Annotated in this window: 13 protein-coding genes; 6 read left to right on the top strand and 7 right to left on the bottom strand. The window is 76.0% G+C overall.

The genetic code is table 11. The features are described 5' to 3' along the window. Positions 1-18: 18 nt before the first annotated feature. Entirely contained in the window at positions 19-582 is a 564-nt protein-coding gene (locus ACQP60_RS08125; RefSeq protein ID WP_429730482.1) for a GNAT family N-acetyltransferase, read from the bottom strand. Positions 583-685: 103 nt separating this feature from the next. Here ACQP60_RS08125 and ACQP60_RS08120 point away from each other — a divergent pair, with 103 nt between their 5' ends. Further along, a complete protein-coding gene (locus ACQP60_RS08120; RefSeq protein ID WP_429730479.1) occupies positions 686-1,834 on the top strand; it encodes a GNAT family N-acetyltransferase in 1,149 nt (382 codons plus the stop codon). Positions 1,835-1,853: 19 nt separating this feature from the next. Here ACQP60_RS08120 and ACQP60_RS08115 read toward each other — a convergent pair whose 3' ends face one another. The 3 genes from ACQP60_RS08115 to ACQP60_RS08105 all read right to left on the bottom strand — a co-directional run bounded on the left by ACQP60_RS08115 (position 1,854) and on the right by ACQP60_RS08105 (position 4,466). Continuing rightward, positions 1,854-2,516, bottom strand: coding sequence for an MBL fold metallo-hydrolase (locus ACQP60_RS08115; RefSeq protein ID WP_429730476.1), 663 nt, complete (start codon positions 2,514-2,516; stop codon positions 1,854-1,856). A 19-nt stretch (positions 2,517-2,535) separates the two neighbouring features. Continuing rightward, complete coding sequence (locus tag ACQP60_RS08110) at positions 2,536-3,444, bottom strand: alpha/beta fold hydrolase (RefSeq protein ID WP_429730473.1); 909 nt, start codon at positions 3,442-3,444, stop codon at positions 2,536-2,538. Between the two features lie 173 nt (positions 3,445-3,617). After that, entirely contained in the window at positions 3,618-4,466 is an 849-nt protein-coding gene (locus tag ACQP60_RS08105) for an endonuclease/exonuclease/phosphatase family protein (RefSeq protein WP_429730470.1), read from the bottom strand. A 70-nt stretch (positions 4,467-4,536) separates the two neighbouring features. Between ACQP60_RS08105 and ACQP60_RS08100 the strand changes: the two genes are divergently transcribed. From ACQP60_RS08100 to ACQP60_RS08090, 3 genes are all read left to right on the top strand, one after another. Next, the gene (locus ACQP60_RS08100) at positions 4,537-5,100 is read left to right on the top strand and encodes a hemerythrin domain-containing protein (RefSeq protein ID WP_429730467.1); all 564 of its coding nucleotides are present in this window, start codon (positions 4,537-4,539) and stop codon (positions 5,098-5,100) included. Positions 5,101-5,200: 100 nt separating this feature from the next. Beyond that, the gene (locus ACQP60_RS08095) at positions 5,201-5,608 is read left to right on the top strand and encodes a DUF3817 domain-containing protein (protein WP_429730465.1); all 408 of its coding nucleotides are present in this window, start codon (positions 5,201-5,203) and stop codon (positions 5,606-5,608) included. A gap of 93 nt (positions 5,609-5,701) precedes the next feature. After that, the gene (locus ACQP60_RS08090; protein ID WP_429730462.1) at positions 5,702-8,011 is read left to right on the top strand and encodes a 5'-nucleotidase C-terminal domain-containing protein; all 2,310 of its coding nucleotides are present in this window, start codon (positions 5,702-5,704) and stop codon (positions 8,009-8,011) included. Between the two features lie 77 nt (positions 8,012-8,088). On the opposite strand, the gene ACQP60_RS08085 is transcribed toward ACQP60_RS08090, so the two are convergent. The 3 genes from ACQP60_RS08085 to ACQP60_RS08075 form a co-directional block, all read right to left on the bottom strand. Further along, positions 8,089-10,197 carry a hypothetical protein gene (locus ACQP60_RS08085; protein ID WP_429730460.1) on the bottom strand — a complete coding sequence of 703 codons (2,109 nt, stop codon included), beginning with the start codon at positions 10,195-10,197 and terminating at the stop codon, positions 8,089-8,091. Positions 10,198-10,345: 148 nt separating this feature from the next. Beyond that, positions 10,346-11,275, bottom strand: a complete 930-nt coding sequence (locus tag ACQP60_RS08080; RefSeq protein WP_429730457.1) for a hypothetical protein — start codon at positions 11,273-11,275, stop codon at positions 10,346-10,348. A gap of 1 nt (position 11,276) precedes the next feature. Next, on the bottom strand, positions 11,277-11,735 hold the full coding sequence (locus tag ACQP60_RS08075) for an Lrp/AsnC family transcriptional regulator (RefSeq protein WP_429730455.1): 459 nt from the start codon (positions 11,733-11,735) through the stop codon (positions 11,277-11,279). A gap of 137 nt (positions 11,736-11,872) precedes the next feature. Here ACQP60_RS08075 and ddaH point away from each other — a divergent pair, with 137 nt between their 5' ends. Then, the gene (gene ddaH, locus ACQP60_RS08070; RefSeq protein WP_429730452.1) at positions 11,873-12,814 is read left to right on the top strand and encodes a dimethylargininase; all 942 of its coding nucleotides are present in this window, start codon (positions 11,873-11,875) and stop codon (positions 12,812-12,814) included. After that, the gene (locus ACQP60_RS08065) at positions 12,811-14,025 is read left to right on the top strand and encodes an ornithine cyclodeaminase (protein WP_429730448.1); all 1,215 of its coding nucleotides are present in this window, start codon (positions 12,811-12,813) and stop codon (positions 14,023-14,025) included. The genes ddaH and ACQP60_RS08065 overlap by 4 nt, the downstream gene beginning before the upstream one ends. Positions 14,026-14,279: the final 254 nt, after the last annotated feature.

Raw genomic sequence — 14,279 nt, 5'->3', positions numbered from 1 at the left:
GTGACGTCGACGTCAGGCTCACCGAGGGGCGAGGGTCGCCCGGTCGTCCTTGAGGACCCCGTACACGAGCGTGTCGGTCCACTCGCCCTTGGACCACCAGTCCTGGCGCAGGTGGCCCTCGCGGCGCATGCCGACGCGCTCGCACAGGCGGGCGGACGGTGCGTTGCGGGAGTCGAGCTGCGCGACGACGCGGTGCATGCGGTAGAAGCCGAACGCCAGGTCGAGGACGGCGCGCACCGCCTCGGTCGCGAAGCCCTGGCCGGTGTGGTCGGGGTGGAAGACCCAGCCGATCTCGCCGCGGGAGACGGTGTCGCCCGTCGTCCACAGGGCGACGTCGCCGACGACCTGGCCGTCGTGCTCGACGACGAGCGCCAGGGCGGAGCCGGGCTCGTCGATGCGGGTGCGCGCGAGCCGCTTCGCGAGCTGCGCCTCGGCGACCTCCGGCGTCCACGGCTCTTCGAGCAGGTAGCGGGCCACCTCGGGGTCGGCGTAGTAGGCGAGCAGCGGCTCGAGGTCCTCCGCGCGGTGCGCGCGCAGGACCAGCCGGCCCGTGGTCACCGGCAGCGGGGTCTCGGTCGTCACGGTGAGGCACCCTACGCGCCACGGCGGGCGAACCGCGACGTCAGGCGCCCGCCCGCCCGGAAAAGCGCGTGACGGGACGACGTCCGCGGCGCACCGTGAAGTCATGAGCACCCCCGCGGCCACACCGACGTGGCGCCTGGTCGAACCGCCCCGCGCCGACCGCCTCGACGCCCCCGAGGCCTGGGCCTACCACGGCGTCGCCGCGCTGGAGCGGGCCGTCGGGCTGGCCGACCTGGGCCACGACGACCTCGCGCCCCGTGCCGTCGACCTGCTGGTCGGCGACCGGCACCAGGAGCACGCGCGCACCCACCGGCTGGCCGCCGTGGACGGCGAGACCTCGCACGGCGCGCCGCGCGTCGTCGGGCACGGGGAGCTCGTGCTGCCCGTCTCCGACAACCGGCACCTCGCCGTCGTGCGCATCGCGGTGCTGCCCTCGCACCGCGGGCGCGGGATCGGGTCGGCGATCGCGGACCGCCTGCGCCGGGTCGCGCTCACCGAGTGCCGCACGACCGTGTTCGCGGAGGTCGAGCTCGCCCACGAGCCGCCCGACGGCGCCCCCGACGCGCTCGCGCCCCGGGAGGGCCCGGGGCGCGTCTCCGCCGACCTGCCGGGCATGCGGTTCGCGCGCCGGGCCGGCCTGGGGCTGGAGATCGTGGCCCGCCGCTCCGTCCTCGACGTCCCGCTCCCGGACGACGTCGTCGACGAGGTCGTGGCCGGCGCCGCGGCCCGCGCCGGGGACGCCTACCGCCTGCACACCTGGCAGGGCCCGGCGCCCGAGTCGTGGGTCGAGCAGGTCGCGGCGCTCGAGCACAGCCTGTCTGAGGACGAGCCGAACGGCGGCCTCGCGCTGGAGCCCGAGCGGTGGGACGGGCGGCGCGTCCGCGTCGAGGAGGCCAAGCGCGCCGAGCGGGGGATGACGCTGCTGGTCACCGCCGCCGAGCACGTGCCGACCGGCACCCTGGCGGGCATGACGATCCTCGAGTGGGCCGACGACCGCCCCGAGCTCACCGAGCAGGAGAGCACCGTGGTGCTGGCCGCGCACCGCGGCCACCGGCTCGGCCTGCTCCTCAAGGCGGTGAACCTGCGGGAGCACACGCGCCTGCGCCCCGCCGCGCGGCGCATCTCCACGTGGAACAACGAGACGAACGCCCCGATGCTGGCGATCAACGTGGCGCTGGGGTTCCGCCCCGCGGGCGGGTCGGCGGAGCTGCAGGCGCCGCTCGCCGACGTCGTCCCGTTGAGCCGCGGCTGACCTTCGGGCGTGCTGCGGGTCAGGCCGTGCGGACCTCCAGCGCCTCGCCGGGCGAGAGCCGCCGGTACTCGGCCCCGCCGAGGCCGCCCGCGACGCGGTCGACGAGCGCCAGGCCCGCGTCGTTGAGGATCGCGTCGTGGATCGGCACGGCGACGCGCGGCGCCACCTGGCGCACGTAGTCGACCGCCTCCGCCAGCTTGAGCCACGGCGCCGCCACCGGCAGCGCCAGCACGTCGACCCGCACCCCGGCGGGTGCGGGCGTGAACGAGTCGCCGGGGTGCAGCACCGCGCCGTCGACGAGGAACGCGACGTTGGCCGGCGGCGGCATGTCCGGGTGGATGGTCGCGTGCACGTGGCCGAGGGCCTGCACGGCGAACCCGGCCGCGTCGAACGACGCCCCGCCGTCCACCGCGTGCAGCCGGTCGGCGGGGGCGCCCGCGGCGGTCAGCTGCTCGACGACGGAGGCCGGGGCCCACAGGTCGGGCCCGCCGTCGGCGGCCAGCGCGGCGGCCACGCGAGGGACGTCCACGTGGTCGACGTGCTCGTGGGTCACGAGCACGGCGTCGGCGCCGTCGAGGATGCGCGGGTCGGTGAACGTGCCGGGGTCGATGGCGAGGACGCGGTCGTCGCGCTCCAGGCGCACGCCGGCGTGGCCCCAGGTGGTGAGGGTGAGGGAGGACATGCTGCCCATCCTGGCCCTGTTACCTGGATGTGTGCTCAGCGGTGTGCTCGAGCAGGGCCGGCAGGAGCACGTCCCACGACGACGGTGGCGCGACCTGGTGGCCGACGCCGTCGAGCACCAGCAGCCGCGCCCCGGGGATCTCCGCCGCCAGCGCCGCGCCGTGGCCGGGGAACAGCGGGTCCTCGCTGCCGTGCACGACGAGCGTCGGGACGCGCAGGTCCGCGAGCGTGCCCTCGAACGGTGGCCCGGGCTCCGCGGCGAAGTGGTTCGTCCCGGCGGTCGGGTCGATCGACCGCTCGACGGCGCGGGCCGCGACGGCGCGGGTGCGCGCCTCGTCGAAGTCGCCCCGGCCGGTGAGCGCGCGGTCCTCGGCGACGACGGCGTCCACCAGCGCGGCCGTGTCTGCGGGATCGGGCGACTCGCCGTCCCACAGGCCCGCGAGCTCGGGGGCGGACGGTGCGAGCGGGGCGTCGTCGGGCGCGGAGACGGCGCGCGTCGTGGACATCAGCGTGGCCGACGCGACGCGGTCGGGGTGCTCGAGCGCGAGCTCCTGCACGATGGCGCCGCCCATCGACAGCCCCACGAGGTGCGCCCGGGCCGCGCCCACGGCGTCGAGCACGCGCAGCGCGTCCTCGGTGACGTCGCGGCCCGTGTAGTCGGGGGCGCCGGGCGGGCAGGTGGCCGAGCGGCCCGTGTCGCGGTGGTCGTACCGGACGACGTACCGGCCGCCGCCGGCGAGCGCCGCGACGAGGTCGGCGGGCCACCAGTCCATCGACGACGCGACGCCGCCGATCAGCAGCAGCGTCGGGTCGGCCGGGTCGCCGGCCGCCTGGAAGCACAGCCGCGGACCGCCGTCCGTGAAGCGTTCCGGGCCGAGGGCGTCGCCGTCCGCGGGGCCCACGGTCGGGGCGTCTGCAGGTCGCGTCATGCAGGAGGGACGACGCGCGGCCGCCGGACTCATCGCACGACGGCGTCGGACGTCGCCGTCCGGATCCCGCCCGGCGGCGACCGCCGAGCGCGGCACTCTCGGCCCGGGGCGGCAGTTCGAGCTGCCGCCCCGAGCTGAAGCTGCCGCCCCGAGCGCTCGGCCCTCCGGAATGCTCAGGCGGTCGGGAGGCGGAGCAGCGCCTGCACCGGGGTGTGGTCGCTGGGCCAACGACCGTCGCGCCGCCACGTGTTGATGCCGGCGGCGCGCACGTCGGTGCCGGCGGTCGCCAGGATCCAGTCGATGCGCTCGCCGCGGGGCACGGGGTCGGCGTAGTCCGGGAACGTGCCGACCTCCGGCGTCAGCCGCTCGGCCGCCGCGCGCCACGTGTCGAGCAGCCCGCCGTCGGTGACGAGCACGTCGTACGGGGCGGAGGCCCCCGCCGGGGCGTTCGTGTCGGCCGTGAACACCGCCGGCAGCCCGGCTCGCGCGATCTCGTCGAGCACGACGCGGGCGCCGCGCTCCCGCGCGTCGGCGGACTGGTGGTCCAGGTGGGAGTTCACGTGCAGCAGCTCATGGCCGGTGCGCTCGTCGCGGAACCGGGCCGACGTCACGACGCGCGGGTAGACGTGGTCCCACGTCGAGCCCGCCAGCCGGGGCGTGTCGGACAACCAGTACTGGTCCCACCACAGCAGCGTCAGGCGTCGCGCGTCGTAGACGATCGCCGCGTGCTCCCCGGCGGCGCCACCCTCACGCCCGTGCCCCACCGCGCGATAGCCGTCCCCGAGGGCGGCGGTCACCGCGGCGAGCTGCGCGAACCGTGCCTCCTGGACCCCGAGCAGCGTGGGCCGCTCCCGGCCCAGCAGCTCGGCGACGAGCGGCGCGCGGTCGGGCCAGTGGTCCGGGCTGCCGGGCACCGTGTCGTCGATGGCGCAGCGGACGTTGAGGCTCATGACGTGCAGCAGGTCGGCGTCGGGCGCGCCGATCAGCGGGACGCCGTCGGGCGCGGTGGGGGAGTCGGGCACGGCCGCCACCGTACCCGCGCCGTCACGCCGCCCGCCTCGCTGCCGGGCCGCTGCTAGGTTCGGGCGCATCGTGACCGACCTGAACCGAGAGACCAACACACCGCCCACCGATCGGCCCGGCACCCCCGACGCCGCCCGCCTCGTCGCGTGGGGCCAGGAGCTGCTCGCCGTCCACGCCCGCCTCCGCGACGCGCTGGAGGTCGCACGGGAGGCCGTCGACACCGCCGTCGATCCCGCCGACGACGCCGGCCCCGCCCCGGCCGCCGCCGACCCCCGCCGGATGCTCGGCCTCTACTGCCACGGGTTCTGCCAGGCGCTGGAGGGCCACCACCGCGGCGAGGACGTCAGCGTCTTCACCGCGCTCCTCGAGCTGCGACCCGACCTGGCCGGCGTCGTCGCCGAGCTGCAGCGCGACCACCGCACGCTCGACCACCTGCTCGGCGAGCTGACCCGCGCGGTGGACGCCGGCGCGGACGCGGCCACGCTCGACCGGCACCTGGACGGCATCGACGCGGTCATGGAGACGCACTTCCGGTACGAGGAGAAGCGGCTGGTGGACGCGCTCGACGAGCCCGCGCTCGCCGCCGCCCTGTCCGGCACCGACCGCCGCGCCGCCCTCGGCCCCCTCGGCTGACCCGACCCCGAGCCGACGGGCTGTCACCTCCTCGGGCGGGACGACGGCGCGCGTCGGGCAGACTGGGCGCACCGCCGTCCCGCACCGCCGAGAGGTCCGCATGCCCACGACGCCCACGTCCCCCCGCCCGCCGCTGTCCGCCGTGGGCCGCGTCTTCGCCGTCGTCGCCGTGATCGAGGCGTTCACCTGGGCGGGCCTGCTGGTCGGCATGTTCCTCAAGTACGTCACCGAGACGACGGAGGCGGGCGTCTGGCTGTTCGGCCGCCTGCACGGCGCCGCGTTCGTGGCGTACGTCGTGGTCGCCCTGGTCGCCGCGGTGCGGCTGCGCTGGGGCTGGTTCCGCACGCTGGTGGCGCTCGCGGCCGCCGTCCCGCCCCTGACGACGCTGCTCGCCGAGTGGTGGCTGCGCCGCACGGGCCACCTGAGCGAGCCCGCGGCGCCGTCGTCGGCACCGTCGTCGGCAGAGCCGGTCGAGACCCGGGCCGACGACGAGGCGACGGTTTCCTGATCGTTACCCCGTACGCCACGCCGGCGTCGTGAGACGTCGCTACGGTGCCCCTGATATCTCCTCACAGGTATCTCCTCAGATCAGGGAGCACCCATGTCCTTCGTCCGTCCCCTCGCACGCCGGCGGACCGCCGGCGTCGCGTGCGTGACCCTCGCCTTCGCGGGGATCACGACCGCCGGCGCCGTGTCGGCCAGCGCCGACCCGATCGTCGACGTCCAGATCCTCGCCACCAACGACTTCCACGGCCGCATCCAGGCGAACGGCACCGAGGCCGGCGCCGCGGTGCTGGCCGGCGCGGTGCAGCAGCTGCGCGCCGAGAACCCGAACACCGTCTTCGCGGCGGCCGGCGACCTCATCGGCGCGTCCACGTTCGAGTCGTTCATCCAGCACGACAAGCCCACGATCGACGCCCTCAACGCCGCGGGCCTCGACGTGTCGGCGGTCGGCAACCACGAGCTCGACCAGGGCTACGACGACCTGGTGAACCGGGTGATGGCGCCCTACGACGCCGAGACCAACCCGTACGGCGGCGCGCAGTGGCAGTACGTGGCCGCCAACCTCAAGATGAAGGCGACCGGCGACGACGCCGTCCCCGCCACGTGGATCAAGGACTTCGGCGACGTGCAGGTCGGCTTCGTCGGCGCGGTCACCGAGGAGCTGGAGGCCCTCGTCAGCCCGGCCGGCATCGCGGACGTCGACGTGCGCGGCGTCGTCGGCTCCGTGAACGCGGAGGCCGACGCGCTCAAGGCCGAGGGCGCCGACCTCGTCGTCATGCTGGTGCACGAGGGTGCGAAGTCCACGGACTGCGCCGCGATGCCGACGGCGGGCGACGCGTTCGCGAAGATCGTCAACGACGTCAGCCCTGACGTCGACGCCATCGTCTCCGGGCACACGCACCTCGCCTACGACTGCCGGTTCCCGGTGGACGAGTGGGCCGGGGAAGCGGTGACGGAGCGCCCGGTCGTCTCCGCGGGGCAGTACGGCTACAACCTCAACCAGCTCACCTACTCGGTGGACGCCGCGACGGGCGAGCCGGTCGGCGTCGAGACGGGGATCCTGCCGCTGGCGGGCCAGTACCCGGCCGACCCGGCCGTCACGTCGATCGTGTCCGACGCGGTCAAGCAGGCCGACGTGCTCGGTGCCGAGCCGCTGGGCCAGATCGGCGGGGCGTTCAACCGCGCCAGGCTGTCCTCCGGCGGGGAGAACCGTGGCGGGGAGTCCACGCTGGGCAACCTCGTCGCCGAGGTGCAGCGCTGGGCCACGCAGGCTCCCGAGTCGGGCTCGGCGCAGATCGCGTTCATGAACCCGGGCGGCCTGCGGGACGACATGGTCGGCAGCGGCACGGGCGCCTTCCCGCGCACGCTCACCTACAAGCAGGCGGCGGCCGTGCAGCCGTTCGCCAACACGCTCGTCAACATGGACCTCACGGGCGCGCAGCTCAAGACGGTCCTCGAGCAGCAGTGGCAGCGCGACAAGGACGGGAACGTGCCGACGCGTCCGTTCCTGCGCCTCGGCGTCTCCGAGGGCTTCGCCTCCACGTTCGACGCGAACCGCCCCGAGGGCGACCGCATCACCGGCATGTGGCTGGACGGCGAGCCGATCGACCCGGCGGCGTCGTACTCCGTCACGGTGAACTCGTTCCTCGCCTCGGGCGGTGACAACTTCCGCGCCTTCGCGGACGGCGCGAACGCGCGCGACACGGGCAAGGCCGACCTCGCGGCGTTCGTCGACTACATGGCGACGCACACGGCCGACGGCCCGCTCGCCGTCGACCCGAGCCAGCGCGCCGTCGGCGTCTCCTTCCCGGCCGACGCCCCCGAGGCGTACACGCCGGGCGCGACCGTCGCCTTCGACGTGTCGTCCTGGTCGATGTCGGCCCCCGGCGACGTCACCGACCCGGAGCTCACCGTGTCCCTCGGCGACCAGGTGCTGGGCACGGCCGCCGTCACCACCGTGGCGGGCACCACGCCGGACGACACGATCGGCACCGCCGCGGTCTCCGTCGAGCTCCCCGCCGACGCCCCGACCGGCGCCACGTCGCTGACCCTCACGGGCGCGGCGACGGGCACCGAGGTGACCGTGCCGATCGAGGTGGCGAAGTCTGTCGCGACCGTCACGGTGGACGGCCCCGACGTGATCAAGCACAAGAAGGGCCGCGCCGAGCTGGACGTGACCGTCACGTCCGACGGCGCCACCCCGACGGGCACCGTCGAGGCCGTCGTCGGCGGCCGCGTGCTCGACGCCGCCGACCTGGCCGACGGCTCCGCGACGCTCGTCGTCGGGCCGTTCGCCAAGGGCACCGTGGAGGTCGAGGTGCGCTACTCCGGCGACGCCGCCACCGAGGCCGCGTCCGCGACGACGACGATCCAGGTCACCGCGAGCGGCAAGCCCGGCCGCGGCTGACACGCCGCGGTTGACACAGGACGCGGACGGCCCGGTTCGATCTCTCGAACCGGGCCGTCCGTCTGTTCCGGGGTGGGTCAGCGCCGACGCAGGTGCAGCGTCAGCGCCGCGACCCCGCCCAGCAGGCCGAGCGCCAGCAGCAACCCGCCCGCGAGCGCCGCCGGGTCCGCGGGGCTGGACTCCATCTGGGTGCGCATCGTCGTGGTGCCGTCCGCCAGCTCGACCGTCCCTGCCGCCAGCTCGCCGGCGCCGGACGCGAGCTCGGTGCTGCCGCCCGCGAGCTCCGTCGCGCCGCCCAGCAGCCGCCCCGCCCCGGCGGAGAGTTCGGCGGAGCCCGTGGCGAGCTCCGCCGCGCCCTTGTCGAGCCGCTCGCTGCCCTCGCGCAGCCGCTCGGAGCCGGTCGCCGCGTCGGTGGCCCCTGTCGCCAGCTCGTCCAGCCCGACCACGAGCTTCTGCGCACCGGCCTCCGCGTCGCCCAGCTTGGTCGTGAGGTGCCACGCGCCCGCCTCCGCGTCGGCCAGCTTGGTGGTGAGGCGCGCGCTGCCCGCAACGAGGTCCGGCGTCTTGCGGGCGAGCTTCTCGGCGCCAGAGGCCACGAGGTCGGTCGCGCCGGCGACGGTGAGGGAGCCGGCGGCCACCTCGTCGGAGCCGGCGGCCAGCGTCGCCGTGCCGTCCGCGAGCGCGCGAGCCCCCGCGTCGGCCTCGCCCATCCGGGTCGCGAGCGTCGACGCACCCGTGGCGAGATCCGCGTTGCCCTGGGCGACCTTCCGTGCTCCGTCCTGCAGGGTCGAGCCGCCGGCGAGCACCGCCGCCACCCCGCCGCGGACCGTGGCGGTGCCCGCGGCGAGGCCGTCAGCACCGGCGCTGAGCGTGGTGGTCCCGGCGGCAAGAGCCGAGGCGCCGGCGACGAGCCCGTCCTCGGCGGTCAGCCGTGCGTGGAGCGTGTCCGCGCCGTTCGCGACGGCGGCCGTCCCCTGCACGAGGCCGGCCTGGTCGTCCGTGCCCCGCAGCCCGGCGGTCAGCTTCTGGGCCCCTGAGTGGCTCTTCGTCGCTCCGGCGGCGACGGCGGCCGCCCCCTCCTTGAGCTGCTGGGCCTGACTGGCGAGGGCCTGGAGCTTCTCCTTGGTCGCCGGGTCTTCGGTCGCCGCGGCGAGCGCCGCGAGCTCCGAGTCGAGGTGCGCCGTGCCGGCCGCGACGTCGGTGGCCCCCGCCGAGACCGCGGCGAGCCCGTCGGTGAGGGCAGCGCCGGACTCGCCTGCCTGGACGGCGCCGGCCGCCGCCGCGCCGGCGCCGTTCGCGAGCGTGGACACGGAGTCGGCGACCTTGGCGCTGCCGTCGGAGACCCCCTGGGCTCCGTCGGCGACGGTGTGCGCGGCCTCGGCGACCGTGGCCGCTCCCTGCGCGGCCTGGTCGGCCCCGGCGGCGAGCTGTCCGCCCGAGGTCACGAGCCGGTCGAGACCGGCGGACACCTGCGCCGCGCCCGACTTCAGCGACGCGGCGCCGTCGGCCAGGTCGGACGAGCCATCGGCGAGGAGACCGGTGCCGGTGCTCAGGACGCCGAGGCCGTCGGCGACGACGTGGTTGCCGTCCCGGAGCGCGAACACGCCGCCGGCGACGGCGGCGGCGCCGTCTGCCGTCGGCCGGGCGCCGTCGGCGAGCTTGCCGGCACCGGCGTCGGCCCGGGCGGCCCCCTCGGCGAGGGCGGCGCTGCCGTCGTGCAGCTGCGAGGTGCCGTCCGCGAGCTCGGCGCCGCCGTCACGGAGCAGGACGGTGCCGTCGTGCAGCTCGACGATCCCTGCGGAGGCGCGGGTGGCGCCGGGGCTCAGGCGGTCGTTCAGGCCCTCGGACAGCTCGGCGGCGCCGGAGGAGAGCTCGGCGGTCCCGGCCGTGAGGTCGTCGGTGCCGTCGACGAGGCGGGCGGTGCCGTCGGACAGGTCGGCCGCGCCATCGGCGAGCGTGCCGGCGCCCTCGGCGAGGCGGCCGCTGCCGTCGGACAGCTCGGCCGCGCCGTCGCGGACGGCGGTGGCTCCGGCGTCGAGGCGGGTGGCGCCGTCGGCGACCTTGCCGTCGAGGAGCACGAGCACCACGAGCGCGACGAGCGCCGCGAGGGCGAGCGCCGTGATGGCGGTGACCGTGGAGGCGGCGTGGCCGCGGGGTCGGCGGGGGACGGGGGCGGTGGGGTTCATCGGGCCTCACTCCGGACCGCGTCCTCGTCGACGCGGGAGGTGGCACGGCGCGGGGCCGTGGCCCGTCGTCGTCGACGGGTCTGGAGGGAGACTACTGAGGTTGCCTCAATAAGGGGAAGGTCGGCGCCGATTTCACCCGCTCCGCGGGTCAGCCCCAGCCGCAGGCGTCGTGCACGAGGTCGTAGACGGCGGCGCGCTGCTCGTCCGTCATGGGCACGTAGATCTCCGGCTGCCGCACCCCGTCGACCTCGGCGTGCACGGGCAGGAAAGTGCCGCGCTTGTCCTCCGCCACGACGTGCGGGTCGCAGCGCGCCGGCACGACGTCGAGCACCACGTGGCCGGCGCCGGCGGTCTCACCGGGGAGGTCGTCGCCCGTCCAGGCGTCGCCGGCGGCGGGGGAGAGCAGCGTGGTCCCGGAGATCTCCGTGAGCCGCACGTCGGGGCCGCCGGGGACGGGCTCGACGGCGAGGATGATGCGGCCGCCGGGGACGTCGCCGTCGGGCGCGGGCACCCGCCCGGCCCGCACGTCGGTGACGCGCAGGGTGACGCCGGAGGCGACGAGGCGCTCCGCGCACGTCTCCGCGTGCACGGCGGCGAGGCGGCCCAGCGGGTCGACGACCTCCACCTCGACCGCGGTCCCCGCCGGGGTGCTCCCGGCCGCCTCCCCGTCCGCGACGAGCACCGTCGCCGTCGCGACCGGCGTCCGTTGGGCTTCCGCGCCGGTGAGGGTCGCCGGCGCCGCGGTGCCGCAGTCGACCTCCCCGAGCCGCAGGCGGACGTCGCGTCCCACGCCGGGTGGGATCTCACGGGCGCGTGCCGGCCCGTCCGGGCTGCTCGGGCCGTAGCCCGGCGCGTCGAGGGTGCCGCCGAGCAGGGTCACCGTGCGGTCGGAGCCGTTGACGACGTGCAGCTTCGCCGCGCGGTCGGCGTACTGGGTGCGGTCCTGGCGCAGCTCGGCGCTCAGCCCCTGCGCGACGCCGCTCGGCAGCGGTGCGGCGTCGTCGCCGGGGGAGGTGCAGGCGGCCGCCGCGACGACGAGGCCGACCCCCGCGACCAGTCCCACCCGCAGGGAGCGCACGTCACGCCCCCTCCGCCGAGGAGGAGCGGGCGGGCCGGTCGATGACGCGTGTCATGACCAGCGACGTGCGCGTCTTGTCCACGCGGGCGCTGGCGCGGATGGCCTCCACGGTGCGCTCCACGTCGGCCATGTTGCCGGCCATGATCTGCACCATCGCGTCGGCCTCGCCGGTGACCGTGTCGACACGGACGATCTCGGGGATGGTCGCCAGGTCGCGGCGCAGCGTGGCGGGGGAGACGTTGCCGCGGCAGAACAGCTCCACGTACGCCTCGACGCCCCAGCCCAGCTCCTCCGGCGCGACCCGCACCGTGAAGCCGGTGATCTCGCCGCGCGCCAGCATGACGTCCACCCGGCGCTTCACCGCCGGCGCGGACAGCCCGACGTCGGCGCCGATGTCGGCGTAGGTCGCGCGCCCGTCCCGCAGCAGGTGCCCGACGATCCTCCGGTTCACCGCGTCCATGCGGTCTCCACGCGCGTCTCCATGCCGCCACCATGCCCGATCTCTTCCACCGTCGCGCACGATCCGCCGGGTCGGACCCCGGAACGCGCAACGGATCGCGCGTGGAGCGCAACGTCCGCGGCCCTAGCGTCCCGGTCATGACGGCCCTCACCACGCCGACGACGACGTCGGCCACGGTTCCCCAGCCCGCGCGCAGCGAGCGCGCCCCGGAGCGGACGGCCACCCCGCGCCGCTTCCTCATGTGCCCGCCCACCTACTTCGACGTGGTCTACGAGATCAACCCGTGGATGGACCTCGGCGTGCCGGTCGACGCCGGCCGCGCCCTCGCGCAGTGGGAGCACCTGCGCGCCACCTACGAGGCCCACGGCCACCACGTCGAGGTGATCGACCCGGTGCCCGGGCTGCCCGACATGGTGTACGCCGCGAACGGCGGCGTCGTGCTCGGCGGGCGCGCCCTCGCCGCGCGCTTCACCTACCCGGAGCGGCGGCCGGAGGGGACCGCGTACTCGAACTGGTTCGCCGGCGCGGGCGACGGCATCGTCAGCCTCGGCCAGGCCGCCGAGCAGAACGAGGGCGAGGGCGACCTGCTGCTCGCCGGCGACGTCATGCTCGCGGGCACCGGCTTCCGCACCTCCCGCGCCGCGCACGCCGAGGTCGCCGCGCTGCTCGGCGTCGAGGTCGTGACCCTCGAGCTCGTGGACCCCCGCTACTACCACCTCGACACGGCGCTCACGGTGCTCGACGGCGGCCCCTCGCCGCTGGTCGCGTACCTGCCGGAGGCGTTCAGCCCCGCCTCGCAGGCCGTGCTCGCCGAGCGCTACCCCGACGCGATCCTCGCGACCCCGGAGGACGCGGCGGTGCTCGGCCTCAACGCCGTCTCCGACGGGCGGCACGTGTTCCTCACCGACCGCGCCACCGGCATGCACGCCCGCCTGCGCGAGCGCGGCTTCGAGCCCGTCGGCATCGACCTGTCCGAGCTGCTCAAGGGCGGCGGCTCCGTGAAGTGCTGCACCCTCGAGCTCCGCCCCGCACCCACGACCGGCACCGACGTCCCCACCAGCAAGGAGGCCCACGCATGACCGAGCCGACGAGCCTGCCCACGAACGGGGTCCCGTTCCTCGACGTCGCGTCCATGGCGCGCTGGGTGGCGCACCGCGGCCCGGAGGTGGTCATCGGACGCCTCGTGGACGCCCTGGAGGCCGACTTCGCCCGCTGGCCCGACCTCGACAAGCGGCCGCGTATCGCGTCGCACTCCCGCGACGGCGTCATCGAGCTCATGCCGACGTCCGACGACGTCACGTACGGCTTCAAGTTCGTCAACGGCCACCCCCGCAACCCGGCCCGCGGCTTCCAGACCGTGACCGCGTTCGGCGTCCTCGCCGACGTGCGCAACGGCTACCCCACCTTCCTCGCCGAGATGACGCTGCTCACCGCGCTGCGGACGGCGGCGACGTCCGCCCTCGCCGCCCGGTACCTGGCGCGCGCGGGCTCGCGGACCCTCGCCCTGATCGGCGCGGGCTCGCAGTCGGAGTTCCAGGCACTGGGCATGCGGGCGGCGCTCGGCATCACGCACCTGCGCGTCTGGGACACCGACCCGGGCGCGCAGGCCAAGCTCGCCCGGCACGCGCGGGCCCTCGGCTTCGAGGTGCACGAGGCGACCAGCGGCGAGGACGCCGTCACGGGCGCCGACGTCATCACCACCTGCACCGCCGACAAGGCCAACGCGACCGTGCTCACGCACGACATGGTGTTCCGCCTCGCCCGACCGGGCGTGCACGTCAACGCGATCGGTGGTGACTGCCCCGGCAAGACGGAGCTCGACCCGGCGATCCTGCGCGCCGCCGAGGTGTTCGTCGAGTACGAGCCGCAGACCCGCGTCGAGGGCGAGATCCAGCAGACGCCGGACCTCGTCGTCACCGAGCTGTGGGAGGTCGTCGCCGGCCGGCGCGACGGACGGCGGGGCGCCCCCGCCACCGGAGGCCCGGGCGACGCGTTCGCGCGCCACGCGGGCGACCGGCGCACCCCGGACGACACCACCGTGACGGTCTTCGACTCCGTCGGCTTCGCCGTCGAGGACTGGACCGCGCTGCGGTTCGTGCGCGACGACGTCCCCGCCGGCCTGCTGCAGCACCTGGACCTCGTCGCGGAGCCGGAGGACCCCAAGGACCTCTACTCCCTGGTGCTCGAGGCCCAGGAGGACGACCGCGCCGACGCCCGCCGCGCCCTCGACCGCCTCATGGGGCTGGCCGGCCGCGGCCACGTCGAGGCGCTCGCGACCGCGCGGTCCTGACCGCCGTCGCCGCAGCGGACCCGGTCGTGGCCGCCCGCTCCCCGGGGGCGGCCACGGCCGGCGCCGTCACGCGCCGTCGAGCACGAGGGCCGGCAGCTCCGCGAGGGTGCGGATCCGGTGGGTAGCGGTCGTGAAGTCCTGCGCGGCCGTGAAGCCGTGGTGGACGACGGCACAGTCGATCCCCGCCGCGACCGCCGAGGCCAGGCCGCGCGACGAGTCCTCGACGACCAGCGCCTCCCCGGGCGCCGCCCCAG

This window comes from Isoptericola variabilis, assembly GCF_050311655.1.
GTDB lineage: Bacteria > Actinomycetota > Actinomycetes > Actinomycetales > Cellulomonadaceae > Isoptericola > Isoptericola variabilis.
This window is presented reverse-complemented; position numbering and strand designations above follow the sequence as displayed.